Raw genomic sequence first — 23,755 nt, 5'->3', positions numbered from 1 at the left:
CATGCTAGCCGCACCGTCCTCGATCACCGTGGACATCGCTGGTCAATGTGCCGTCCTGGCTGGTCAATACGCGGCGCCGTACAAACGACCTCAGACACCGACTGGGGAGGCATCATGATCAGCTTGACCGGCGCCGCGGAATGGAGGGCGCCATGACGCTTCGGCGCTTAGGCCAGCGCGGGCTCCTGGCCGCCGCCGTGACCGCCGTCGCGGTGATCTCGGCGGGCACGCTCCACCTCGGCGGCGCGACCGCGTGGGCCGCCACGGCGGCCGGCCCCGCTTCGCCCGACGAGCTCTTGGACCCCGGGGAAGGCTTGGACCCCGGCGAGGGCCTGGATCCGGACACCACGGAGAAGGACTGCGACGCCTCGGATGCCGAACCCGGCGAGTCGGCTCTGGAGGTCACCGCCATCACGCCCGACCGGGTCCCGCGCGGCATCAGCCCCAAGTACGCCAAGGCCGCCAGGGACGACAGGGTCAGCCTGCCGCGACTGAACGAGGCGAACGCCCAGCAGCGCTACCTCACCGTCGAGTACCTGCTGCCGACCGGCGCCGAGCTGACCTGCGTCCGGGTGGACCTGCTGAACACCAGCCCGCAGGCCGGCAAGCCGGTGCTGCAGACCGTCACACGCGCGGCGCCGACCGCCGATGGCGGCGAGGGGGTCAAGAGCATCGGCAGGGACGAACTCAAGGTCCGCGTCACCTTCGACGAGCAGCACCCCTCCAAGATCAAGAGCAGGCCGTCGGAGGTGACCCGCATCGGGTACCGGGTGAGCCTGGTCGGCAAGGACCGGGACGGCACCCTGATCACCGCCCGCAAGGACTCCGCGGACTTCTTCCCGCTGTGGCGGATGCCCGCCGGTTTCGACCGGTACGGGCAGCGCGACGACAAGCGCGGCGGCGACGACTGGTGCTCCTCCTTCGCCCACGGCTGGCTGTCCGTCGCGGCCAACCAGGCGCTGCTGCCGCGCATCAACGACATCTCCGGCGAGCACGCGCGCAACCTCGGCCACGGGACGCACCTGACCGGCGACGACATCGACGCCTTCCACCCCTACCGGTTCTCCGGCGTGGACGCCGGCGCGCCCGGGTCGGGCGGCCTGAACTACGACAGGCTGGTCGCCGCCACCAAGGCCGCCATGAACGACGACGAGGACGGGCTCCGCCAGGTCACGGAGTGGGCGGAGGCGACCAGGACGCGGCTCGGCAAGCTGATCGACAACAAGAACGTGATCCGGATCCACTACGCCGCAGGGAGCGCGGTGAAGGGCGACGCGCGGTTCGTGACGGGGTGGGCGAGCGCGTTGCTCAGGACCGGCAGGTACGAGTTCATGGACGCGCAGAAGGAGAGCAAGGAGGTCGATCTCGGGATCGGCGCGTGGAGCCGGATCGACAACCAGGTCATCAGGGCCAAGGACTTCCGGACCGATCACAACGACCACCTCCACGTGGCGTTGAGCGAGACCCGAAGGAAGTGACCGGGGCGTCCGAGTGTGGGCGGAGCGCTCAGGCGTAGCGCTCCGCCAGCAGCCGGAACGCCTCCTTCGGCTCCCATGACGTCGCCCCGGTCACCCGCACCACCCCGTAGCTGGCCGCGTCCAGCTCACCCCCCATGTCGAACTGCGCGAACGTGTTGACGAACACGCTGTCCACGCCCTCCTGCTCGAACACGTCCATCACCTCCCGCAGATACCCGGCCTGCTCCCCCTCGTCCCGCGCCAACGCCCGGGACAGCCCGGCGGGCCGGTGCCCGTCGTACCGCACGACCTCCGTCCCCCGCGCCCCGAGATCCCCGCCGCCCCGGAACGTCATGCACCCCACCTCGGTGATCGCCACGGGTTTGCCCTGCGCGACCAGGCGGCGCACCCCGTCCCGATATCGGTCGGCGATCTCCGCGGACCGGTACAGATCCACCCCGACGAGGTCGAACAACTCCCAGTTCACCGACTCGAACGGGATCGACGCGTACGTGATCCTCCCGTCGAACCGCTCCCTGACCACCGTTACGGCGTCCTCCAGGAACGCGTTGACCAGTGCGGGCACCCGCCCGAGGTGCGCGCGCAGCGTCTCCGGCGCGGAGAGCAGCCCGACCCGGTCGCCGATCGTGTCGCCGGGCAGGAAGCCCCGGTTGAGCAGGCTGTGCTCCGCCCCCGCCACGAACACCATGCCGCTGCCCTTGATCCGCCCGGCGCAGTCGGCGAACAGGTCGAGCAGCTCCGACGGCGTCAGGTCGGCGGTGAACGGCGAGAACCACACCTCCAGCCCGGCCGCGACGGCCTCGCGGGCGGCGGCCTCCAGCCGGTCGGGGTTGGAGCCGATGATCCTGACGGCGGTGCAGTGCAGGTCGCGCGCGATGGCCTGGAGGTCGCGCCGCACCGCGTCGAGGTCGAACGTTCCCCTGGTGTCGTGGTCACCGATCACGATGCCGGTGTCGTACACGATGCCTTTGCCTCGCATGATCTCATCCCTTCCACAAGGTACGGTCCGTACCGTACCCTGATGTGCATGAGGCGTCGAGGTCAAGAGCTGGAGCAGGCCATCCTCAAGGCCGCACAGGACGAGCTGCTCGAATCCGGATATGCCGGGCTGACCATGGAGCGGGTCGCCAAGCGGGCGGGCACCAACAAGAACGCCCTCTACCGCCGCTGGCCCAACCGCGCCGCGCTCGGCGTCGCCGCCTACGCCGACCTGGCCGCCACCCAGACGGTGATCCCCGACACCGGCAGCCTGCGCGGCGACGTCCTCGCCCTGCTGCGCGCCGCCAACAGCCACTGGTCGTCGCCGCTCGGCGAGATCCTGCGCGGCCTGCTGTCCGGCGCTGCCGACGACCCCGAACTGCTCGCCGTCCTGCACTCGCGCGCCACCGACGCGGGCGCAGGGATGTGGCAGGACGTGCTGGGGCGGGCGGGCATCGAGGTCACGCCCAGGGTGGCGACGGTGGCGATCGGGCTGCTGCGCAACGAGTTCGTCACCCGGGGCGCGCCGACCGTGCCCGACGAGGTGCTGGTCGAGATCGTCGACGAGGTGTACCTGCCGCTGGTGACGGGGCCGGGCCGTGCCCCGGATGCGCGGGTCGAGCAGAATGAGCGGGTTGAGCACGCGCGACGACAGGTGGAACAGGCGTGAGCGGTACGACGGCGGGGCCGGGTGGCGAGGGCGCGAGTGACACGACGGCCGGGTTGGGCGGGAGGGGTGCGCCACCCGAGGCGGCCACCGCGGCCGGTCACGCGCCGAGGCAGGCGTTGTGGCCGCTGTACGCCGCCGGTTTCACCACCGCGTTCGGCGCGCACGGCATCGCCGCCAACCTGGGCGGCTTCGCCGAGGACGCCGTCACCTCGCTCCTGGTCCTCGGCGGCCTCCTGGCCCTGTACGACGGCGCCGAAGTCGTGCTCAAGCCGATCTTCGGCACCCTGGCCGACCGCGTCGGCGCCAAGCCCGTCCTCCTCGGCGGCCTGATCGCCTTCGCCCTCGCCTCGGCCCTGTACGCGATCGCCGACAGCCCCGGCTGGCTGTGGGCGGCCCGTCTCGGCCAGGGCGCCGCCGCCTCGGCCTTCTCCCCGTCGGCCTCCGCCCTGGTCGCCCGCCTCACCCCGGCGACGGGCCACGGCCGGGCGTTCGGCGGCTACGGGTTCTACAAGTCCATCGGCTACACGCTCGGCCCCCTCCTCGGCGGCGTCCTGGCCTGGATGGGCGGCCTGCGGCTGCTGTTCGTGGTGCTCGCCGTGCTGGCCGCGGCGGTCGCCTGCTGGGCGGCGCTCGCCGTGCCCGCCGCGCCGCCGCTGCCGAAGGCCAGGCAGACGCTGCTCGACCTGGCCCGGCGGCTGGCCGACCGGACCTTCCTCGCGCCGACCGCCGCCCTGGCCGCCGCCACGGCCGCCCTGTCCGTCGGGGTGGGCTTCCTGCCCGTCTCCGGCGCCGCGACGGGCCTCGGCACGGTGGCGACGGGCGCCGCGGTCTCCGTGCTGGCCGCCACCGCCGCCTTCGTCCAGCCGTGGACGGGCCGCGCCCTGGACGCCGGGCGGCTGACCGCCCGCACCGGCATGATCGCGGGCCTGGCCGTCACCGCCGCCGGCCTGCTGTGCGCGACGCTGCCCGGCCTGCTCGGGGTGCTCGCCGCCGCCGTGCTGATCGGCGCGGGCACCGGCCTGATCACGCCGCTCGGCTTCGCCGCGCTCGCCGCCGCCACGCCCCGCGAACGGCTCGGGCAGACCATGGGCTCGGCCGAGCTGGGCCGCGAGCTGGGCGACGCCGGCGGCCCGCTGCTGGTCGCCGGCGTCGCCACGGTCGCGGGCCTGCCGTACGGCTTCGCCGTCCTGGCCCTCCTGCTGGCCGTCGCCCCGATCGTGGCCGTCGCGACCCGTCGTCCGGGACGGGTCAGCCCTTGACCGGGACCCTGTCCAGCAGGAGACGCGGGAACGCCGCCGCCGCGTCCGCCGAGGTGGCCGGAGCAGCCGTGGAGCCGCACGTCGCGACCTGGAAGTGCGCCACCACCGCCGCGTCGATGGGATGCGGCACCGGGTCGTCCGCCCGCTGATAGCCCGTCAGGTTGAACCCGGCCGAGACCTGCCGGCTCCCGTCCGCGCTGCTCACCGACACCGTGGTCATGCCGAAGAAGCCGCCCTCGTGCCCCCAGAACCGTCCGCACGGCAGGTCGGCGGTCGTCAGCCCGAGCCCGTAACCGGCCACGCCGTCGCCCGCCCGCAGCGGGACCGTCTTCTGCATCTCGGCGAGCAGCCGCGCGTCGAGCAGCTCGCCGCGCAGCAGCAGCCGGTAGAAGCGGCTGAGGTCCTCCATCGTCGAGACGAGCGCGCCCGCCGTCCAGGCGATCGACATGTCGTAGACGCTGTAGTCCCTGGGCGGGTCGATCAGCCCCGACAGCCCCTCGTACGCCTTGGAGTGCGGGCCGGGGATGTGCGGCGTGCGCGGGAACGACGTGTGCCGCAGCCCCGCCTCACGGATGACGTGGTCGGTGATGTACCGCTCGGCCTTGACGCCCGTCACCTTCTCCAGCAGCAGGCCCGCGATGAGGTAGCCGGTGTTCGAGTACTCGCCGGGCAGCGCCCCCGGCTGCCCGGTCGCGGGAGCGGCCAGCGCCAGGTCGATCAGCTCCTCCGGCCGCCAGGTGCGGAACTGGTTGGCGTCCAGGTCCTCGGCCCGCTGGAAGACCAGGTGGTCGTAGTCGGAGATGTGGCTGGTGTGGTTGAGCAGCATGCGGACGGTGATCTGCTCGCCCCGCCCGTCCCGGATCAGGCCGGGCAGGTAGCGGGCGATGGGCGCGTCCAGGTCGATCGTGCCCTTGCCGACCTGCTGCAGGACGGCCACGGCGGTGAACGTCTTCGTGACGCTGCCCACCCGGTGCACCAGATCGGGGCGTACCGGGCGGCGCGTCTCGACGTCGGCGAACCCGGCGGCGCCCTTCCAGCTCTGCCGGCCGTCCGCGACGTACGAGTAGGTGCCGTACATGCCGGCCTCGTGCACCGCGTTCAGAGTCCGGCGCAGGCTCTCCCTGTCGAGCCCGCCGCCCGCCTGAGCGGCGGCGGCCGGCCCGGTCGTCAGGGTCATGGCGCCCAGCGATATCGCGGCGAGGAAGGCGGTCATGGCGCGTTTCATGCATCCTCCTCAGGATCTGAGGACTTCGATGGTGGACCGGGGACCGCCGGTCGGGCCATCCGGCTGGAGGACGAACGGGGCGTCATCCTCAGGTACCGGGGATTTGTCCACGCAGGTCGTGGTCAACGCTGGTCATCATGGTGAGCAGGCCGGTCATCGTGTCCGGTCGTATCCAGGAGCGGAGAGCCGCTCCGAGGGAAGGGCGGCATCCGGGATCCAGGGGGCCACCATGACGAGCAAGAGATCGGCGGGAGGGCGGCACAGGCAGGGACAGCGGCCGGTGCCCGCACCTCCGCCGCCGGAGCCGGAGCGGCGATCCTCGGGGGGTGAGGAGGCGGCGGCCACGGTGCAGTTCCGGCAGGTCCGTCCGGTCGCCATCCCACCGCCCCGCCGCACGCCACCCCCGGCCCCGACTACCCGCCCGGCCGCAGCGGTGACGCCGTCGCCCCGCCCGGCGGAGGCGTCCCGTCCAGTGGGAGCGCTCGCGCCTGAACCCCGCGCCCAGCAGGCCGCCGCAGCTCTGGCAGCGGCACCTCCCGCGCCGGCGCTTCCCGCGACGGCACCTCCCGCGGCGACGGCACCTCCTGCGATGGCACCTCCCGCGGCGGCGCTTCCCGCGGCGACGGCACCTCCTGCGGTGGCGGCGGCACCTCCGGCACGCCGATCGCGCGGTGCGATCAAGCTGTGGGTGGCCGCCGGAGTCCTCGCCCAGGCCGGCCTTTTCGCCGCGACCTTCCTCCTCAACCAGGACGAACAGCCCACCACCACAGCGGTCGCCGCCGACACCACCGCGACCCCGTCCACCCAGCAGCAGGACCAGGCGACCAGGCAACCAAGCGACCAGACAGGCAAGGCCACCACCCCCCGCCTGGCCTTCTCGGCGGTGGCGGGCCCGAGCTGCCCCCGCGACACCCGCCGCAGCGTGAACATCATCGGCGGCCCCAACAGAAACGGCTGGAAGGACGCCAAGGCGGGCGGCTGGGCCGGCGCCGGCTGCGGCGACGGCTTCCTCTTCTCGGACCGCACGTACGACCCGGAGACCGCGGGCCAGCCCGCCAACACCTTCCAGTGGCGCTTCACCACGGGCCTGAGCGGCAGGCACGAGTGCGTGGTCGGCGTGTACGTGCCCAAGTCGGGCCTGGCCGGCCAGCGCGTCTGGTACACGGTCAGCGACGGCTTCGACAAGGGCGCCCGCACGGTCGCGGAGTTCACGCTCGACCAGCGCATGCGTCAGGGCACGTGGGTGGCGGCGCCGTCGACCGTCACGGTGGCCGGCGGCCTGGTGATGGTGGAGATCAGGGACACGGGCAAGGGCAACACGACGGGCGACCAGTCGATGGCGGCGGGCCCGGTCCGGCTGTCCTGCCTGTGATCAGAACGCGTTACTGCTCGACCGCCTCGATGATCGACACCACCGTCCCCGTGGGCACGATCCGCGCGATCCGCAGGCCCGCCGCCGCGAGCAGCCGCGCGAACTCCGGCTCCGTACGCTCCCGCCCGGGGAACGCGGTCATCAGCATCATGTCCACCGCCTTGGCCTGATGCGGCTCGTTCCCCGGCGGGATGACGGCGTCGACGACCAGGATCCGCCCGCCGGGCACCATGGCGCGCCGGCAGTTGCGCAGGATGGTGACGCAGCCGTCGTCGTCCCAGTCGTGCAGGATGCGCTTGAGCACGTACACGTCCGCACCGGGGGGCACCTCGGTGAAGAAGTCGCCGGGCGCCAGCCGCCACCGGCCCTTGACCTCCTCGGTGCCGAGCCGGTGCCCGGCGACCACGTGTTCCTCGTCCATGAGCACGCCGTCCAGGCCGGGACGCCGCCGCAGGATCTCCAGCAGGAACCCGCCGTGCCCGCCGCCGACGTCGGCCACCACCCCCGACCCGGGGAAGTCGTAGGAGGCGGCGATGACCTCGTTCTCCTGGTCGGAGAAGGCGGCCATGCCGGTGTGGAAGGCGGCGGCGGTCTGCTGGTTGCGGGCGATGTAGTCGAAGAACGACATGCCGAACAGGTCCTCGAACACCGAGCCGCCCTGCCTCAGCGACAGCTCCACCTCGCCGGCGGGCCGCCACAGCGTGGTGTCGGTGAGCATGAGGACGGCCGGCCGCGCCGACAGCGGCACGTCGGAGCGCAGGGACTGCCCGGTCGGGGTGAGCGCGAAGCGGCCGTCGGGCAGCTCCTCGAAGACGCCGCGCGTGGCCAGCACCCGCAGCACCCGGCGCAGGCCGTCCTCGTGCACCTCGGTCCGCCCGGCCAGCTCGGCCACGGTGAGCGGCCCGCCGGCCAGCAGGTCCGCCACGCCGAGCGAGGCGGCGGCGCGCAGCGCGCCCGGGTAGACGTAGCCGAGGGCCTCGTCGATGAGGTACCGGGTCGCATCCCGGTCGCCTCCGCTGATCTCTGTCGGCATGGCGAGGCCTCCGATTCGCTGGGGATCCAGGTGCCACGGTAGACGCGGGCGCCCGTGGAGGCCAGGGGAGGGCGGCAGTGGCCCGAAGGAGAGGCGTCGATAGGGGAGGGGCGGCCGGCGGGTGGGTCAGGCGCGGCGGCCGACGGCGCCCAGGACGCCGCCCTTGGCGAGCCCCGGCGGCTGGTACGGGTCGTCGTTGCGCCAGTCCTGAGCCGGCACCACCCCCGGCTCCAGCAGCTCCAGCCCGTTGAAGTAACCGCGCACCGTCTCCCGGTCACGCCAGGCGATCGCCCCCGAGGCCGACCGCCGGTAGACCCCCCGGGCCTCGGCCAGCTTGGCGGGGTCGCCCTCGTCCGGCTCGACGTACCCGTGCGACAGCACCAGATGCCCGCCAGGCACCAGCACGTCCCGCAGCGTAGAGACGATCTTGGAAACCTCGTCGTCGTCGTGGAAGAAGTGCAGGACGGCGACCAGCACGACGGCGACGGGCCGGCTGAAGTCGAGGTGGGCGGCGGCGGCCTGGAGGATGTCCGAGGGCCGGTGCAGGTCCCCCTGGACGGAGAACGTGTCCGGGTTGTCGGCGAGCAGGGCCTGGGCGTGCGTCAGCACGATCGGGTCGTTGTCGACATAGACGACCTTCGACCCCGGCGCGACCCGCTGCACCACCTGGTGCACGTTGTCCTGCGTCGGCAGCCCCGCGCCGATGTCGAGGAACTGCCGCACCCCCGACCCGGCGATGTGCCGTACGGAGCGGATGAGGAACCCGCGGTTGGCCCGGGCGACCTCCCGCACGTCGGAGCCGGCTTCGCGGGCGAGCCGCATGATCTGCTCGGCCGCTTCCCGGTCCGCGGCGAAGTTGTCCTTGCCGCCCAGGTAGTAGTCGTACATCCGCGCGACGCTGGGAACCGTCGGGTCGATGCCCTGAGGAACGTTCTCGTCCACGACGGGATCATACGGGTAAATCCCGTTTCATGTGATCTTCCGTATTTCCACACCGTGTGCGGCCTCGGTCAGCCGAACGCCGCCCGGTCGGACTCGGGCAGCCACTGCCGCGCCGGGTCGAACGGCGGCCGGTTGCCCCGCACGTACCGGACGAGCGCCGCCAGCACCGGATGGCGGTTGCGCCGGTGGAACAGCAGCGACGACGGATACACGGGCGCCGGATCGGCCAGCGGGATCCGCACGGTGTCGGGATGCCACGGTAGCCGCATCGTCTCCCCGACGAGGCTCACCCCCCGCCCCGCGCCGACGTCCGCCACGAAGTGGTCCCAGCCGAAGTCGGGCCCCGAGGCGTCGATCCTGAAGCCGAACGCGTCGCCGAGCAGCCGGTAGAACTCGGCCCACTCGCTGCCGGGCACGTTGCCCGGCATCCACACCGCCGACCCCGCCAGCTCCGCGACCGGCACCGACGCCCGGCCGGCGAGCGGATGGCCGCGGCTGACGAGCAGGTGCACCGGCTCCAGGAAGGCCGGCACGCCGCCCAGCTCGTCCAGCGGGCCGGACGCCCGGCAGAAGGCGGCGTCCACGGAGCCCCGGTCGAGCGCGACGCGGGCGCTCCTGAGCCCGTTGGAGGTGACGATCTCCACCTCCACGCTCTCGTCGTGCCGGTGGAAGTCCCTGATCAGGTCCACCGGGGCCAGCCGGGTGTCCAGGACGTCCACCCGCAGCGCGCGCCGCCGCCTGCGCAGCACCTCGCGCGCCTGGTCGGCGAGCCCGGCCAGGGCGCGGGCGTGCGGCAGGAACGCCCGCCCGTCCTCGGTCAGCTCGGCCCCGTCGCGCGTCCGGCGGAACAGCCTCAGCCCCAGGTCCGACTCCAGCTTCGCGACCCGCTTCGACACGGCCTGCTGGCTGACCCCCAGCCGGGCCGCCGCCTCGCTGAAGTACCGCTCCTCGGTGACGGCGACGAAGGCGCGCACCGCGCCGAGATCCAGATCCGCCTCACCTTCCGCTACAACCGGAGGTTGTGCCGGACCGGCGTGTCGATTGTTGGACAACGCCACCTGCTCTCGGGTCGAATTGCGCGGGCCGTTCCCGAGCCTACAACCAGCAGGGGTGATTCATCGGTGGAGTCCTTCGTCCATCTGCACGTGCACACCGAGTACAGCATGCTCGACGGCGCCGCCAAGGTCGGCCTGCTGATGGACGAGGTGTCCCGGCAGGGCATGCCGGCCGTGGCGATGAGCGACCACGGCAACGTGCACGGGGCTTATGAGTTCTACCGGTCCGCGCGCCAGGCCGGCGTCAAGCCGGTCGTCGGCATCGAGGCGTACGTGGCGCCCGCCTCCCGGCACCACCGCGCACCCGTCTACTACAGCGACAACCTCGCCCTGCGCCGCTCGAACGACGACACCGGCGAGGGCGGCGACGTCTCCGGGCGCGGCCTCTACACGCACCTGACGATGTGGGCCGCCGACGCCGAAGGGCTGCGGAACCTGTTCCGCCTCCAGTCGAGGGCCTGGCTCGAAGGACACGTCCAGAAATATCCGCGCATGGACGATGAGCTGCTCGCCGAGCACGGCGCCGGCCTCATCGCCACCACCGGCTGCCCGTCCGGCGAGGTGCAGACCCGGATCCGCCTCGGCCAGTACGAGCAGGCCGTCGAGGCCGCCGCCCGCCACCGCGACCTCTTCGGCGACGGCAACTACTACCTGGAGCTGATGGACCACGGCCTGCCCATCGAGCGCCGCGTCCGCGAGGACCTGCTCAGACTCGGCAAGCGGCTCGCGCTGCCGCCCCTGGCCACCAACGACTCCCACTACGTCACCGAGGACCAGTCCGCCGCCCACGACGCGCTCCTGTGCGTCGGCACCGGCAAGCGGCTCGCCGACGCCGACCGGTTCCGGTTCGCCGGCAGCGGCTACCACGTCAGGACCGCGCGGGAGATGCGGGCCCTGTGGGACGCCGAGGTGCCCGGCTCCTGCGACAACACCCTCGCCATCGCCGAACGGGTCGGCGACTACGCCGAGGTGTTCGCCCACCGCGACCTGACCCCGCGCTTCCCCGTCCCCGAGGGCGAGAGCGAGGCGAGCTGGCTGCGCGCCGAGACGCTCGCCGGCGCCCGCCGCCGCTACGGCGGCGAACCGCCCCGCGAGGTGCTCGACCGCATCGACCACGAGCTGTCGGTCATCGGCGCGATGGGCTTCCCCGGCTACTTCCTCGTGGTCGCCGACATCTGCCGGTACGCCCGCGAGCACGGCATCGGCCTCGGCCCCGGACGCGGCTCGGCCACCGGGTCGATGGTCGCGTACTGCACCGGAATCACCCAGCTCGACCCGATCGAGCACCAGCTCATCTTCGAGCGCTTCCTCAACCCGGAACGCGTCACCATGCCGGACGTCGACCTCGACTTCGACGACCGGCGGCGGGACGAGATGATCGACTACGTCACCCGCAAGTACGGCGACGACCGCGTCTGCCAGATCGTCACCTTCAACACCATCAAGGCCAAGGCCGCCGTCAAGGACTCCTGCCGCGTCCTCGGCCTGCCGTACGCGGTGGGCGACCGCATCACCAAGGCCTTCCCCGCCGCGGCCGGCGGCAAGGAGATCCCCCTGTCGGCCATCCACGACCCCGGCCACCCCCGCCACGGCGAGGCGGCCGAGCTGCGCGCCATGTACGAGCAGGACCCCGACGTCAAACGGGTCATCGACACCGCGACCGGTCTTGAGGGCCTGACCCGGGGCACGGGCGTGCACGCCGCCGGCGTGATCCTGTCCAGCGAGCCGCTCATCGACGTCATCCCGCTGGTCAAGCCCAAGGCGGGCGGGCCGATCATCACCGGCTTCCCGTTCACCCAGGCCGAGGACATGGGCCTGCTGAAGATGGACTTCCTCGGCCTGCGCAACCTCACCGTCATCGGCGACGCGATCGCCAACGTGCGCGCCAACAAGGGCGTCGACATCGACATCTTCGAGGTGCCGACCGACGACGCGACGACGTACGAGCTGCTGGCCCGCGGCGACACGCTCGGCGTCTTCCAGCTCGACAGCGGCGGCATGCGCGTCCTGCTGAGACTCATGCAGCCCACCACGTTCACCGACATCGCGGCCGTGAACGCGCTCTACCGGCCGGGCCCGATGGAGATGAACGCCCACACCAACTACGCGCTGCGCAAGACCGGCAAGCAGCAGGTCGAGCCGATCCACCCCGAGCTGGCGGAGGCGCTGGAGCCCATCCTCGGCGACACCTACCACCTGGTCGTCTTCCAGGAACAGGTCATGGCCATCGCCCAGCAGCTCGCCGGCTACTCGCTCGGCGCCGCCGACCTGCTGCGCCGCGCCATGGGCAAGAAGAAGAAGGAGGTGCTGGACGCCGAGTGGGACAGGTTCTCGGCGGGCATGCGCGGACGCGGCTTCTCCGCCGAGGCGACCAAGGCCGTCTGGGACGTGCTCGTGCCCTTCAGCGGGTACGGCTTCAACAAGTCGCACACCGCCGGGTACGGCCTGGTCTCCTACTGGACCGCCTACCTCAAGGCGAACCACCCCTGCGAGTACCTGGCCGCGCTGCTCACCTCCGTCGGCGACGACAAGGACAAGATGGCCGTCTACCTGTCCGACTGCCGCCGCCTCGGCATCAAGGTGCTGCCGCCCGACGTCAACGCCAGCAGGCTCGACTTCACCGCCGTCGGCTCCGACGTCCGCTTCGGCCTCGGCGCCGTGCGCAACGTCGGCGCCAACGTCGTGGACGCCATCGTCGCCGCCCGCGAGGCCAAGGGCCGCTACGCGAGCTTCGACGACTTCCTCACCAAGGTGCCGTCCGTCGTCTGCAACAAGCGCGTCATCGAGTCGCTGGCCAAGGCGGGGGCGTTCGACGGGCTCGGGCACCACCGCAAGGCGCTGGTGGCGGTGCACGAGCAGGCCGTGGACACCGTCGTCGACGTCAAACGCAACCAGGCCCACGGCCAGGACACCCTCTTCGGCGAGGCCGCCGGCGGCGACGCCTTCTCGATCGCCGTCCCGGACGGCGAATGGGACAAGGCCACCCTGCTCGCCTACGAGCGCGAGATGCTCGGCCTGTACGTGTCCAGCCATCCCCTCGACGGCGCGGAGAGCGTCCTCGACTCAGGCCGCGACACCACGATCGCCGACCTGCTCGCCTCCGGACGCCAGGACGGCGCCGTCCGGATCAGCGGCATCGTCTCCGGCCTGCAACGCAAGGTCACCAAGCAGGGCAGCCCATGGGCGATCGTCACCCTGGAGGACCACGACGCCGCCGTCGAGTGCCTGATCTTCCCCAAGACGTACACGCTGTACGGCGAGGCGCTGGCCGAGGACCGCGTGATCTCCGTGCGCGGACGGATCAACGTGCGGGACGAGACGATCAGCGTGTACGGCGAGGAGATCGCCGTGCTCGACGTCGCCACGGCCGGCGCCGAGCAGCCCGTGGTCATCTCGATCCAGGAAGGCCACCTGAACGCGCGGGTCGTGCGCGAGTTCAAGCACATCCTCACCGCGCATCCGGGGCGCGCGCCCGTTCACGTGCACCTGCACCGCCGGCACGCCGGCGACCTGCTGCTCGACCTGGCCCCGTTCCAGGTCGCGCCGGGCCCGGCCTTCTACGGCGACATCAAGGCACTCCTGGGAGCCACGGCCATCGGCGGCGACACGAAGGCGCCGTCCGGCGCCACGGCGATCGGCCGCGACCTGAAGGCGCAGCCGGGCACCACGGCGATCGGCGGCGCGTGAGCGGCGGCGCGGAGGCGCTGCCGGGCGCCGCGCCCGCCTGCCCCCGCTGCCGCACCGGCGAGATCCTGGCCGTCCTGCGCCTGCCCCGCACCTGGACCAACGCGTCCGGCCGCCCGGTGCGCGGGCTCGCCGAGGTCCTGCTGTGCGCCCGCTGCGACGCGGGCGACCCGCTCGTCACGTACTTCGCCGTCCACGGCACCGCCCGCCCCGAACACGCCGCCCTCCTGTCCCGCCTCCTGCGCGAATGGCTATCCCGCGCCCACCCTCCGACACCGGACGAGGACGCCCTGCGCGCCGAGGCGGACGCCTGGCGGCGAGGCGACCTGTGAACTGTACCTACTAGTATGTAGGTCGTGGACACCAGGGAACGACTCATCGAGAGCACCCGCGAACTGCTGTGGGAACGCGGCTACGTGGGCACCAGCCCGAAAGCCATCCAGCAGCGCTCCGGCGCGGGCCAGGGCAGCATGTACCACCACTTCCACGGCAAACCCGACCTGGCGCTCGCCGCGATCACCCGCAACGCCGAGGAGCTGCGCGAACGCGCCCGCGCCGCCTTCGACGGCCCCGGCACCGTCGCCGAACGCGTCACCGCCTACCTGCGGCGCGAACGCGACGCCCTGAAGGGCTGCCCCGTCGGACGCCTCACCCAGGACCCCGACGTGATGGCCGACCCCGAGCTGCGCGCGCCCATCGAGGAGACGTTCGCCTGGCTCACCGGCACGCTGTCCGCCCTGCTCGCCCAGGGCCGCGCGGACGGCGAGCTGCACCCCTCCCTCGACCCGGCCGCCACGGCCGCCGCCCTGGTCGCGGTCGTCCAGGGCGGCTACGTGCTCGCCAGAGCCGCCGGATCACCGGACGTGTACGCACAGGCCATCGAAGGCGCGCTCGCCCTCATCCATTTCCAGCAGAAGGACAACCACTGACATGCCTTTCGTCCGCATCGATGCCCTGCGCGCCGACGCCGACCGGCTCGACGCCCTCGGCCGCGCCGTCCACGACGCCCTCGTGGAGACCATCGGCATCCCGCCAGGGGACCTGTTCCAGGTGCTCACCGGTCATGACGGCGTGCGCGGCCTGCTCCGGTACGGGGACTTTCCCGACATCCAGCGGGACGACGACCTCGTGTTCGTGGCGATCACGCTGCGATCCGGGCGGACGGCGGACCAGAAGCGGGCGCTGTATCGGCGGATCGCCGAGCTCGCGCAGTCTTATGCAGGGACGGAGCCGCGCAACGTGTTCGTCTTCCTGACCGAGAACGAGCCGATCGACTGGTCCTTCGGGGACGGGCTCGCTCAGTACGCCCCCACCGGCCCGGCCTGACGTTTTCAGCGGCCCGCCCACGCCGCCAACCCCTCGTGACGCCCGCCCACCGCCTCGAACACGGTGGTGATCAACGCCCGTCCCTGCGCCGCGTCCTCCACCGCCCCATCGGTCGTAGGCCGGCCACCCGCGGCCTGCGCGCCAGGTCATCGTGCGCTGGGTTATCGTGCGCCGGGTCATCGGGCCTGCAGACCGGCCGCGGCGTCGAGGATCGCCTGCTCGCGCTCCCGCCCGTCCACTGCCACATTGTCCACTTGGACACTGTCTGAGAATCTGTCAACGGCAGCAGGAGGGCGGTGGTGCCGATGAGGAGGACGCCCGCGACGGCGATCGCCGTCCGCCCGCCGACGAGCCCGGCCAGCACACCCCACAGGGCGGTGGCCGCGGCGGTCGCCGCGCGGCCGGTGATGGTCCAGGAGGTCAGCACGCGGGCCAGCGTCTCCCGAGGCGGGCGGCGCATCCGGTACGTCACCAGGACCGGATTGAAAACGCCCATACACGTGATCATCGCCATCTCGACCGCCATGACGACGACGAGCCCGCCCGTGCCCGGCCCGACGAACGCCAGCCCCACCAGCCAGAGCGCCCGCGCCGCCCCGGACCCGAGCAGGATCCGCCGCTCCCCGAACCGGCGCACCAGCGGACGCGACAGCCGCGCCCCCACGATGCCGCCCAGGCAGGGGACGCCGAAGCCGAGCCCGTACTCCAGCGGCGTGAACCCCAGGTCGTGCAGCATGAGGTGCAGCAGCAGAGGCGCGGTGGCCATGATCAGCGCGTTCACCAGCAAGGTGTTGGCGAACAGCAGGCGCAGGTCCCGGTCGGCGGCGATGGCGCGCCAGCCCGCCGTCACCTCCGCCATCCGAGAGCCGCCGGAGCCGCGCACGGGCGGGGCGGGCTCGGGCGCGGCGATCGCGCGGATGCCGAGCGCGGACAGCGCGTAGCTGACGGCGTTCAGTACGACCGTGGCGACCGGGCCGAGCAGGCCGACGAGCGCCCCGCCGACCGGTGGGCCGACGGCCGTGGACACCCAGGTGACCGTCTCGAACCGGCCGTTGGCCTGGACGAGCCGCCCGTCGGGGACGAGGGACTTCAGGTGCGCGCCGCTCGCCCCGACGAAGACGATGTCCGACACCGCGACCACCACGGCCACCACCAGGAGCTGCGCGTAGCTCAGCAGGCCCAGCAGGTACGCGGCCGGCACGCTCATGAGCACCAGGAAACGCACCACGTCGGCGCGCACCATCAGCGGGCGTTTCGCCCGGAACTCCACGAACGGCCCCAATGGCACCGCCAGCAGAGCCCCGGCCGCCCCGGCCGCAGCCGCCATCCAGGAGAGCTGCGCGGCGCTCGCGTCCAGCACGAGGACGGCGATCAGCGGCAGCGAGTCCAGCGCCAGCCACGTGCCCAGGGAACTGGTCGCGTACGCCGCCCACAACCGGCCGAAGTCACGCCCGAGACCGTCGCCGCCCGCCATCCCGCTCCTCCCGATCGCACCGAACCGGATGCCGATCCAACACGGGGGAGGGAAGCGCGCTCAAACAACGGACGCGCCCGCGAGCACAACCAGCGGTTGTCCTTCGAGGTGGGGCGGCTGGTCGAGCTGGGCGAGCGGGGCGGCTGGGCGAGCGGGGGCGGCTGGCCCACACGGCGTCTCCCGGTGGACGGGTCAAGCCGGGCCTCAGAGGGAAGGCCCGGCGGACGGGTCAGGCCGAGCCTCAGGGGGGAAGGCCCGGCCTGACCGGCTCACGGATGCCGCCGGTTACGGCACCGGCGGGATGTCGCCGGTTACGGTTCCAGCAGGACGCCGCTGGTTACGGCTCCAGCATGATGGAGTTGATCGGCGACAGGTTCAGCACATAGTCGCCGGGCGCGTACCGGTCGCCGCAGTTCTGCCCGCCGTAGGACTTGCAGAAGCGCACGCCCGCGCCGCCCGTCTGGTTGTTGACGACCAGGCGGTTGCCGAAGACGTTCTCCAGGTTGTAGGAGCCGTACTCGAAGTACATGTCCGGGTCGCCGCTGGCGGACGCGTCCGGGTAGATGCACACGTACCCGGACGGGCATGCCGCCCTCGCACGCTGCAGCTCCGTGGCCGCCGAGTGGTGCGGCGCGGCGGCGGCCGGGAGGGACAGCGAGGCGACGACCGCGACGGCGGTGACGCCGCAGGAGACGAGCGCGCTGCGAAGGCGGGACGTGCGGGTGGCGGCCTGACGGAGGTTCTCACGCATGGTGGTGCTGCTTTCTCGAGTGGTTCGACCGCGATCCGGGGGGTTCCCGGGCGGCGCTGTCCCAGTTGAACGGGGCCGCCGGGGTGTCCAACAGGGAGGCGGACGGACCCGTGCGGACTCGTCCGAGGTGGTCCGGGAACGCGCCGGACTCGGACAGTTCCCGGCCAGATCCGGACGCGGTGCGTAATGGTTCGTATACTTTCCGGCGTGGGTGGGGTCAGGAGCGGGCCGGGGTCCGAGGGGCCGACGAACGCGGGGCCGACGAACGCGGGGCCGACGAACGCGGGGCCGACGAACGCGGGGCCGACGAACGCGGGGCCGACGAACGCGGGGCCGCCGGCGGGGCAGGAGGGCGGGCCCGCGCCGGAGACGGTGCACAGCCATGCGGAACTGGTGGCGTTGCTGGCCGAGCAGTTCGCGCGGGCGGACGTGTCGCTGCGGGAGTTGCAGGCGCGCGCCGACCGGGCGGGCGGCACCCGGCTGCCGCGCGCCACGTGCGCCGACATGCTGGCGGGGCGGCGCTTTCCGCGCAAGGCGGTGATGGTGGCCTTCCTGCGCGCCTGCCAGGTGCCCGAGCAGCGGCTGCCTGCCTGGGAGAGGGCTTGGGAGCGAGTACGGCTGTCCCGCATGCCCCCCGCCGCCCCCGCCGCCCCCGCCGCCCCCGCCGCCCCCGCCGGCGACGCGAGGCATGGTGGAGCGAAGGCGGGCGACGCAGGGCCTGGTGGGGTGGGGGCGGGCGACGCGGGGCCGGTCGCCGTGCCCGTCCGGAAGCGGCGCAGGGCGCCCCTGCTGCTGGTGGCGGCGCTGGTCACCGTCGCGATCGCGTCCACCATCACCGCAGTAGCCTGGACGAGCGGCCAGAACACCCGCACCGACGACGGCCGCGCCTTCGGCCCAGGCGGCTCCAGCAGCTTCACGATGAGGATCGACCCGAACGGCGGCCCCGTCCGGCTGATCCGCCGCCTCGACGCCCGAGTCTCCCGGCAACGCGCCGCCATCACCCTGAACGGCGCCTCGGCAGGCCACTGGGAGCCGCTGCCCGACGGCTTCGCCGGATGGGCGGACCAGCACCTCGACCTCCCGCCGTCCCTGACCGCGGGCCGCGGCTCGCTGACCGTGGCCACCGCGTTCGTCTCGTCCGAGTGGGACTTCAACGAGTTCGGCTACACGGTCGCCCAGCAGTCCGACGGCACCTGGACGACCACCGACACGCTCGACGTCGGCCCGGCCCACACGGGCGCCGAGGCCGCGCACGGCTACCGCGTCTCGGGCGAGACCTTCCGCGGCACCCGCACCCTGGACGCCCCGCCCGAGGCGGACCGCCGCGCGGCCCCTCCCGTCCGTTACGAGGCCGAGGCGGGGCGGGTCAACCACGCGCGGGTGCGCCCGGGGGCCGTGGGCGCGTCGCAGGGCACGGTCGTGGCGGGCCTCGACCACCCGGACAGCTGGGTGGACCTGCGCGTCTACGCGCCGCGGACCGGCCGTTTCACCGCGCACGTCACCTACGCCGCCGGCTACGGCGACGCGCAGCACGCCGTGACGGTGAACGGCTCCACCGAGTTCACCCTCGACTACCTCCACCACGGCTGGGACGTCTGGCGGCAGGTGACGGCCTCGCTGCCGCTGACCCGCGGCTGGAACACGCTGCGCCTGCAGTACCACAACCGCTGGGCCGAGCTGGATCACGTCGAGATCGTCTGACCTGCGGGCGTCGCGCGCCCCCGGCGGTTAGCCTGGCCGGATGAAGACGCATGGTGAACTGAAAGGCTTCTGGGAGCGCCGCCTGCAGTCCGACTGGACGGAGAGCGGGGTCGGCTACGCGGCGCTCGGCCGGGCGTTCAACACCTGGATGTACCGCGTGCGCGCGGAGGTCTTCGACCGCGAGGCCGCCACGATCCCGCTGCACCTGCCCGACGCGCGCGTGCTCGACATCGGCTCGGGCACGGGCTTCTACGTGCGCCGCTGGCAGGGGCTGGGCGTCAAGTCGATCGTCGGCTGCGACCTCACGGCGGCGGCGGTGGAGCGGCTGCGCGGGCGCTTCCCCGGCGTGGAGTTCCACGAGGTGGACATCGCCGAGCCGGGCGACGTGCTGGAGCCCGGCTCGTTCGACGCGGTGTCGGCCATGGACATGCTCTTCCACATCACCGACGACGCCCGCTACCGGGCCGCGCTGCACTCGGTGGCGGCGGCGCTGCGTCCCGGCGGCGTCTTCGTCCTGTCGGAGAACTTCCTGCAGCGGCCCGAGCAGCGCGGCGACCACCAGGTCAACCACACGCTGCCGTGGATCACGCACGCTCTGGACGAGGCGGGTTTCGACGTGATGCGCCGGATGCCGATGCTCGTCCTGATGAACGCCCAGGTCGACGCGAACCCCGTCTGGCGCAAGCTGTGGGGCGGCCTGCTGCGCGCGGTCACGCTGAGCGAGCGGACCGGCGGCCTGGCGGGCTCGCTGCTCTACCCGCTGGAACGGCGGCTGGTCAGGCTGCTGCGGGAGAGCCCCACGACCGAGATGATGATCTGCCGCCGCCGCTGAGCGCGGGGGCGGAGCCGTCCCGTCAGGAGTAGAAGTGCATGACGACGGCCAGCCCGACGACGTGCATGAGCGCCACGGCCACGAGCAGCGACACGAACACGAACTTGGCGGGGCCGTGCTCGAAGTGCTTGCCCTCCTTCAGCGGCGGCAGCTTGGCCTGGCGCTCGGCGATGCGCTCCTCCAGCGGCTTGCGGTGAAACACGGGAGTCCTCCAACCCGCCGAATATCTGTTTGTGCCCTAATGGTTTGTACACCAAGTAAACTACCAGGGAACGACGGAGGTGCGCACCGATGGAGCCTGTGACGGAGACGACAGATCTGCTCGCGCTGGACCGGCAGGTGTGCTTCGCCCTCAGCGTCGCCTCGCGCGGCGTGATCGCGCTCTACCGGCCGCTGCTGCAGCCCATGGGGCTGACGCATCCCCAGTACCTGGCGATGCTGGCGTTGTGGGAGCGGGAGCCGCTGTCGGTCAAGGAGCTGGGGGAGTTGCTGCAACTCGACCCTGGCACCATGTCACCCCTGCTCAAGCGGCTGGAGGCGCTCGGCTACATCCGGCGCGAGCGCAGCAGTAAGGACGAGCGCGCCCTGGCGGTGACTCTCACCCCTGAGGGACGCGCGTTGCGGGCGCAGGCGGAGAAGATCCCGCCCGCCATCGTGGCGCGGCTCGGCATGAGCCTGGAGGAGCTGCAGCGGCTGCACGAGTCGCTGACGCGGGTGATCGCGGCCGCTCGCCCCGATTGACGGTGTGCCCGCCTCCGCGGTCGGGAGGCGGGCGTCTCAGTATGGGAGCCGGCGCCCGGACGGCGTCCGCAGATCCAGGTTCGGACGCGGGCGTGCCGGCTTGGGCCGCATCGTCGTACGAGTGGTGCGCATCTCGGATCTCCTCGCTTCGGTATGCCTCTTCTACGTCGGAGGCGAGGGTGGCGGATGACGTACGACTTCCGGGCGGCGACTTTTTGGTGATCTACAACGTAAAGGCGCCCGGTCTTGTGGCGCCTGGCATCGTGAGCCTATAGTCATCGACATGACTAGTAATGGAGATGACTAGCAAAGTGGCCCTCCGGCACGCCGTGCTGGCCGCGCTGCTCGACGGCGAGTACAGCGGCTACCAGCTCACCAAGATCTTCGACGTCGGCGTCTCCAACTTCTGGTACGCCGCCCCCCAGCAGCTCTACGCCGAGCTGACCAAACTGGAGGCCGACGGCCTGGTCGCGGGGCGCGAGGTCGTCCAGCGCGGCCGGCCGAACAAGCGGGTGTTCAAGGTCACCCAGGCCGGCCTGGACGAGCTGGCCGCCTTCGCCGCCACCCCCGCCAAGCCGTTGCTGCTACGCGACGACCTGGCCGTCAAGGTGCACGCCGCCGACCTCGTGGACACCGCGCCGCTGATCGCCCAGCTACGCGAACGCGCCGAGGAGGCCGCCGCCAAACTGGCCTTCTTCGAGCAGACCCTGCGGCGGCTGCGCGGCGACCTCGACGAGGAGGAGTTCCTGCGCGCGGGCGAACGAGCCGGCCCCTACCTGTCCTGCCTGGCCGGTTGCCGGTTGGAGCGGGAGATGCGTGACTGGTGCCTGGAGACCGCGCGGACGCTGGAGGAACGCGCGAAAAGGAGGGTGCGATGAGGTACACGAGGTACGTCGCCCTCGGCGACAGCCAGACCGAGGGCCTCGGCGACGGCGACGACGTCCTGGGCCACCGCGGCTGGGCCGACCGGCTCGCCGAGAACCTGGCCCGCGCCGAACCGGGCCTGCTGTTCGCCAACCTCGCCGTGCGCGGCAGGACCGCGGAGCAGATCCGCGACGAGCAGCTCCCCGCCGCGCTGGAGCTGCGGCCCGACCTGGCGACGGTCATGGCCGGCATGAACGACGTGATCCGCCCCGGCTTCGACGCCGCACGGGTGGCCGGGGTGCTGGAGGAGATGTTCGCGGCCCTGGTGGGGGCCGGCGCGCACGTCGTCACCGTGACGTTCCCCGACATCGGCAAGATCGCGCCGCTGGCCCGGCGGCTGGTGCCGCGCGTCCTGGACGTCAACGAGCGCATCAGGAAGGCCGCCGCCCGCCACGGGGTCACCCTGGTGGACACCTTCCCGCTGACGTACATCACCGATGCGCGCATGTGGAGCAGCGACCGGCTGCACGCCAGCCCCGAGGGGCACGCCAGGTTCGCGGCAGCGGTGGCGCACGCGCTGCAGGTGCCGGGCAGCGACGACACGTGGATGGCGCCGCTGCCGCTGCTTCCCGCGCCGGGTGTCTGGCGGTCGGCGGCGACCGAGGCACGGTGGGTGGCGACGTTCGCCGGGCCGTGGATCGGGCGGAGGCTGCGCGGGCGCTCCTCGGGCGACGGGCGGACGGCCAAGCGGCCGCTGCTCACCCCCGTCGCATGCGATCATGGGGACTCCCCGACCGTCCTCTGAGGTGCGATGAACGCGATCACGTACGCCGAGCCGTCCGAGCCCCATCCCGAGATCCCGCTGGCCGGCGGGGACGTCACCGAAGGCGTCGTGCGCGCAGGCGACACCGTCCGCCGCCCGGCCGGCCCGAACGCGCCCCTCGTGCACGCGCTGCTGCGGCACCTGGAGCAGGCGGGATTCGACGGCGCTCCGCGGTTCCTCGGCGTGGACGCGGCCGGGCGGGAGGTGCTCAGCTTCCTGCCCGGCGAGGTCGCCGGACGGCCGCGCCCGCCGTGGATCGCCGACGAGGAGCGGCTCGCCTCGGTGGGGCGGCTCGTGCGCGCCTACCACGAGGCCGTCGCGGGGTTCGCCGTGCCGGACGGGGTGCGGCCGGGCTTCGGCCTGGCGGAGCCGCCGGGCACGCCGCCCCCGCCGCCGTACCCGGTGGAGCTGGTGGGGCACATGGACTACACGCCGGAGAACATCGTCTTCCGCGACGGGCAGGCGGCGGCGCTGATCGACTTCGACCTCGCCAAGCCCGTCACCAGGGCCGACGAGCTGTGCAACGCGATGCTGTACTGGGCGCCGCTCGCCGACCCCGCCGACGCCGACCCGCTGCTGCGGGAGGTGGACGCGCCGCGCCGGTGCCGGATCCTCGCCGACGCGTACGGAATGTCGGACGTGGACCGGTCACGGGTGGTGGAGGTGGCCGTCATGCGGACGCGGCGGTCGTGGGTCCTGATGCGGCAGAACGCCGAGGAACTGGGCGGCGGCTGGGCGCGCATGTGGCAGGACGGCGTCGGCGACCAGATCAAACGGCGCGAGGCGTGGCTGGAGCGGCACGGGGCCGACCTCGAAGCGGCGCTGACCGCGCCATGACCTCCCCGTGATCGCATGGTGATCGCGCGCGGGCGCCGTCAAGAAACGGCAGCAGGTACGCCAACCGGGGACGGCGACCGGCCCGGAGCCGGATAGAGTCGTCACGATGATCACCTGGTTGACGGAGGCCCCTCAGCGAGGCGGCCCATGCCTCCAGCGAGGCCGCCCATGCCTCCAGGGAGGCGGCCCATGACGGAACGCCTGCGGATCACCGAGATCGAGCTCGACTCCCACGTCACCGTGGTCACCGTCAGCGGCGAGCTCGACCTGGACACCTGCCCCCTGCTCCAGGCCGCCCTGGCCAGGGCGCTGCCCCGGGTGGCGATCGACCTCGGCGCGCTGACCTCGGCCGACTCGTACGGGCTGACCGTGCTGCTCGCCACCCACCGGCACGCGCTCGAGGTGGGCGGGCTGGCGCTGGTGTGCGCGACCGGTGACCTGATGAGGGCGGTGTTCCGGCAGCGCGGGCTCGACCGGGTGCTGGAGCTGCGGCCCACCCTGGAGGAGGCGGTGGCCGAGCTGCGTGCGCTCTGAGCGGGCTCGGGTGAGGGTGGCCGCCCAGGGGCCGTGCGCCGATCAGCGGCGCGAGCGCGCGGATCAGTGGCGCGAGCGCGCCGGTCAGTGGCACGAGTTCGCCGATCAGCGGCAGGAGCGCGCCGATCAGCGGCGCGAGCACGCGGATCGGGTCAGGAGCGCGCCGATCAGCGGCG

23 protein-coding genes are annotated in these 23,755 nt (G+C 72.6%); 15 read left to right on the top strand and 8 right to left on the bottom strand.

Annotation, left to right across the window (positions count from 1 at the left end):
* Positions 1–152: 152 nt before the first annotated feature.
* Positions 153–1,478, top strand: a complete 1,326-nt coding sequence (locus ABD331_RS35425; RefSeq protein WP_344484769.1) for a hypothetical protein — start codon at positions 153–155, stop codon at positions 1,476–1,478.
* Positions 1,479–1,506: 28 nt separating this feature from the next.
* Here ABD331_RS35425 and ABD331_RS35420 read toward each other — a convergent pair whose 3' ends face one another.
* On the bottom strand, positions 1,507–2,457 hold the full coding sequence (locus tag ABD331_RS35420) for a glycoside hydrolase family 113 protein (RefSeq protein ID WP_344484766.1): 951 nt from the start codon (positions 2,455–2,457) through the stop codon (positions 1,507–1,509).
* Positions 2,458–2,505: 48 nt separating this feature from the next.
* On the opposite strand from ABD331_RS35420, the gene ABD331_RS35415 reads away from it, so the two are divergent.
* Both ABD331_RS35415 and ABD331_RS35410 read left to right on the top strand, forming a co-directional pair.
* The gene (locus tag ABD331_RS35415) at positions 2,506–3,126 is read left to right on the top strand and encodes a TetR/AcrR family transcriptional regulator (RefSeq protein ID WP_344484763.1); all 621 of its coding nucleotides are present in this window, start codon (positions 2,506–2,508) and stop codon (positions 3,124–3,126) included.
* Positions 3,123–4,385 carry an MFS transporter gene (locus tag ABD331_RS35410; protein WP_344484760.1) on the top strand — a complete coding sequence of 421 codons (1,263 nt, stop codon included), beginning with the start codon at positions 3,123–3,125 and terminating at the stop codon, positions 4,383–4,385. The genes ABD331_RS35415 and ABD331_RS35410 overlap by 4 nt, the downstream gene beginning before the upstream one ends.
* Here ABD331_RS35410 and ABD331_RS35405 read toward each other — a convergent pair.
* Positions 4,375–5,610 carry a serine hydrolase domain-containing protein gene (locus tag ABD331_RS35405; protein ID WP_344484757.1) on the bottom strand — a complete coding sequence of 412 codons (1,236 nt, stop codon included), beginning with the start codon at positions 5,608–5,610 and terminating at the stop codon, positions 4,375–4,377. The two genes, ABD331_RS35410 and ABD331_RS35405, sit on opposite strands and share 11 nt — an antisense overlap.
* Positions 5,611–6,298: 688 nt before the next feature.
* On the opposite strand from ABD331_RS35405, the gene ABD331_RS35400 reads away from it, so the two are divergent.
* A complete protein-coding gene (locus ABD331_RS35400; RefSeq protein WP_344484754.1) occupies positions 6,299–6,982 on the top strand; it encodes a hypothetical protein in 684 nt (227 codons plus the stop codon).
* 10 nt (positions 6,983–6,992) lie between these two features.
* Here the strand turns inward: ABD331_RS35400 and ABD331_RS35395 are convergent, their stop codons facing one another.
* From ABD331_RS35395 to ABD331_RS35385, 3 genes are all read right to left on the bottom strand, one after another.
* Entirely contained in the window at positions 6,993–8,015 is a 1,023-nt protein-coding gene (locus ABD331_RS35395; protein WP_344484751.1) for a methyltransferase, read from the bottom strand.
* A 126-nt stretch (positions 8,016–8,141) separates the two neighbouring features.
* Complete coding sequence (locus ABD331_RS35390; protein WP_344484748.1) at positions 8,142–8,957, bottom strand: SAM-dependent methyltransferase; 816 nt, start codon at positions 8,955–8,957, stop codon at positions 8,142–8,144.
* Between the two features lie 68 nt (positions 8,958–9,025).
* The gene (locus ABD331_RS35385) at positions 9,026–9,931 is read right to left on the bottom strand and encodes a LysR family transcriptional regulator (protein WP_344484746.1); all 906 of its coding nucleotides are present in this window, start codon (positions 9,929–9,931) and stop codon (positions 9,026–9,028) included.
* Positions 9,932–10,078: 147 nt separating this feature from the next.
* Here ABD331_RS35385 and dnaE point away from each other — a divergent pair, with 147 nt between their 5' ends.
* From dnaE to ABD331_RS35365, 4 genes are read left to right on the top strand one after another with little or no spacing between them, the layout of a single operon-like run.
* Positions 10,079–13,699 (top strand): DNA polymerase III subunit alpha, encoded by a 3,621-nt coding sequence (gene dnaE / locus ABD331_RS35380; protein WP_344484744.1) that lies wholly within the window; start codon positions 10,079–10,081, stop codon positions 13,697–13,699.
* Positions 13,696–14,028: a DUF6300 family protein gene (locus tag ABD331_RS35375; RefSeq protein ID WP_344484742.1), complete on the top strand. Its 333-nt coding sequence runs from the start codon at positions 13,696–13,698 to the stop codon at positions 14,026–14,028. Before dnaE ends, ABD331_RS35375 begins: the two co-directional genes overlap by 4 nt.
* A gap of 24 nt (positions 14,029–14,052) precedes the next feature.
* Entirely contained in the window at positions 14,053–14,625 is a 573-nt protein-coding gene (locus ABD331_RS35370) for a TetR/AcrR family transcriptional regulator (RefSeq protein WP_344484739.1), read from the top strand.
* 1 nt (position 14,626) lies between these two features.
* Positions 14,627–15,022, top strand: a complete 396-nt coding sequence (locus ABD331_RS35365) for a tautomerase family protein (RefSeq protein WP_344484736.1) — start codon at positions 14,627–14,629, stop codon at positions 15,020–15,022.
* 70 nt (positions 15,023–15,092) lie between these two features.
* On the opposite strand, the gene ABD331_RS35360 is transcribed toward ABD331_RS35365, so the two are convergent.
* A complete protein-coding gene (locus tag ABD331_RS35360; protein ID WP_344484733.1) occupies positions 15,093–16,496 on the bottom strand; it encodes an MFS transporter in 1,404 nt (467 codons plus the stop codon).
* A 337-nt stretch (positions 16,497–16,833) separates the two neighbouring features.
* Positions 16,834–17,247, bottom strand: a complete 414-nt coding sequence (locus tag ABD331_RS35355) for a hypothetical protein (RefSeq protein WP_344484730.1) — start codon at positions 17,245–17,247, stop codon at positions 16,834–16,836.
* A gap of 207 nt (positions 17,248–17,454) precedes the next feature.
* Here ABD331_RS35355 and ABD331_RS35350 point away from each other — a divergent pair, with 207 nt between their 5' ends.
* Positions 17,455–18,948, top strand: coding sequence for a CBM35 domain-containing protein (locus tag ABD331_RS35350; protein ID WP_344484727.1), 1,494 nt, complete (start codon positions 17,455–17,457; stop codon positions 18,946–18,948).
* A gap of 40 nt (positions 18,949–18,988) precedes the next feature.
* The gene (locus ABD331_RS35345; protein WP_344484725.1) at positions 18,989–19,780 is read left to right on the top strand and encodes a class I SAM-dependent DNA methyltransferase; all 792 of its coding nucleotides are present in this window, start codon (positions 18,989–18,991) and stop codon (positions 19,778–19,780) included.
* A gap of 22 nt (positions 19,781–19,802) precedes the next feature.
* Here the strand turns inward: ABD331_RS35345 and ABD331_RS35340 are convergent, their stop codons facing one another.
* Positions 19,803–19,982, bottom strand: coding sequence for a hypothetical protein (locus ABD331_RS35340; protein ID WP_148436317.1), 180 nt, complete (start codon positions 19,980–19,982; stop codon positions 19,803–19,805).
* An 89-nt stretch (positions 19,983–20,071) separates the two neighbouring features.
* Between ABD331_RS35340 and ABD331_RS35335 the strand changes: the two genes are divergently transcribed.
* The 5 genes from ABD331_RS35335 (at position 20,072) to ABD331_RS35315 (ending at position 23,579) form a co-directional block, all read left to right on the top strand.
* Positions 20,072–20,521 carry a MarR family winged helix-turn-helix transcriptional regulator gene (locus tag ABD331_RS35335; protein ID WP_344484718.1) on the top strand — a complete coding sequence of 150 codons (450 nt, stop codon included), beginning with the start codon at positions 20,072–20,074 and terminating at the stop codon, positions 20,519–20,521.
* 299 nt (positions 20,522–20,820) lie between these two features.
* Complete coding sequence (locus tag ABD331_RS35330; protein ID WP_344484715.1) at positions 20,821–21,399, top strand: PadR family transcriptional regulator; 579 nt, start codon at positions 20,821–20,823, stop codon at positions 21,397–21,399.
* Positions 21,396–22,190 carry an SGNH/GDSL hydrolase family protein gene (locus tag ABD331_RS35325; protein ID WP_344484712.1) on the top strand — a complete coding sequence of 265 codons (795 nt, stop codon included), beginning with the start codon at positions 21,396–21,398 and terminating at the stop codon, positions 22,188–22,190. The genes ABD331_RS35330 and ABD331_RS35325 overlap by 4 nt, the downstream gene beginning before the upstream one ends.
* Before the next feature lie 6 nt (positions 22,191–22,196).
* On the top strand, positions 22,197–23,045 hold the full coding sequence (locus ABD331_RS35320) for a phosphotransferase (protein ID WP_344484709.1): 849 nt from the start codon (positions 22,197–22,199) through the stop codon (positions 23,043–23,045).
* A gap of 189 nt (positions 23,046–23,234) precedes the next feature.
* Positions 23,235–23,579: an STAS domain-containing protein gene (locus ABD331_RS35315; RefSeq protein WP_344484706.1), complete on the top strand. Its 345-nt coding sequence runs from the start codon at positions 23,235–23,237 to the stop codon at positions 23,577–23,579.
* Positions 23,580–23,755 lie beyond the last annotated feature (176 nt).

It is taken from the genome of Nonomuraea monospora (assembly GCF_039531895.1).
Lineage (GTDB): Bacteria > Actinomycetota > Actinomycetes > Streptosporangiales > Streptosporangiaceae > Nonomuraea > Nonomuraea monospora.
The sequence above is the reverse complement of the archived record's forward strand: the minus strand, read 5'-3'. Positions and strand labels throughout refer to the sequence as shown.

Bases quoted from the DNA above. Each gene is read 5' to 3' on its own strand.
- ABD331_RS35425 (WP_344484769.1), top strand. From the start codon at position 153: ATGACGCTTCGGCGCTTAGGCCAGCGCGGGCTCCTGGCCGCCGCCGTG.
- ABD331_RS35420 (WP_344484766.1), bottom strand. From the start codon at position 2,457: ATGCGAGGCAAAGGCATCGTGTACGACACCGGCATCGTGATCGGTGAC.
- ABD331_RS35415 (WP_344484763.1), top strand. From the start codon at position 2,506: ATGAGGCGTCGAGGTCAAGAGCTGGAGCAGGCCATCCTCAAGGCCGCA.
- ABD331_RS35405 (WP_344484757.1), bottom strand. From the start codon at position 5,610: ATGAAACGCGCCATGACCGCCTTCCTCGCCGCGATATCGCTGGGCGCC.
- ABD331_RS35395 (WP_344484751.1), bottom strand. From the start codon at position 8,015: ATGCCGACAGAGATCAGCGGAGGCGACCGGGATGCGACCCGGTACCTC.
- ABD331_RS35365 (WP_344484736.1), top strand. From the start codon at position 14,627: ATGCCTTTCGTCCGCATCGATGCCCTGCGCGCCGACGCCGACCGGCTC.
- ABD331_RS35360 (WP_344484733.1), bottom strand. From the start codon at position 16,496: ATGGCGGGCGGCGACGGTCTCGGGCGTGACTTCGGCCGGTTGTGGGCG.
- ABD331_RS35355 (WP_344484730.1), bottom strand. From the start codon at position 17,247: ATGCGTGAGAACCTCCGTCAGGCCGCCACCCGCACGTCCCGCCTTCGC.
- ABD331_RS35345 (WP_344484725.1), top strand. From the start codon at position 18,989: ATGAAGACGCATGGTGAACTGAAAGGCTTCTGGGAGCGCCGCCTGCAG.
- ABD331_RS35335 (WP_344484718.1), top strand. From the start codon at position 20,072: ATGGAGCCTGTGACGGAGACGACAGATCTGCTCGCGCTGGACCGGCAG.
- ABD331_RS35330 (WP_344484715.1), top strand. From the start codon at position 20,821: ATGACTAGCAAAGTGGCCCTCCGGCACGCCGTGCTGGCCGCGCTGCTC.
- ABD331_RS35325 (WP_344484712.1), top strand. From the start codon at position 21,396: ATGAGGTACACGAGGTACGTCGCCCTCGGCGACAGCCAGACCGAGGGC.
- ABD331_RS35320 (WP_344484709.1), top strand. From the start codon at position 22,197: ATGAACGCGATCACGTACGCCGAGCCGTCCGAGCCCCATCCCGAGATC.
- ABD331_RS35315 (WP_344484706.1), top strand. From the start codon at position 23,235: ATGACGGAACGCCTGCGGATCACCGAGATCGAGCTCGACTCCCACGTC.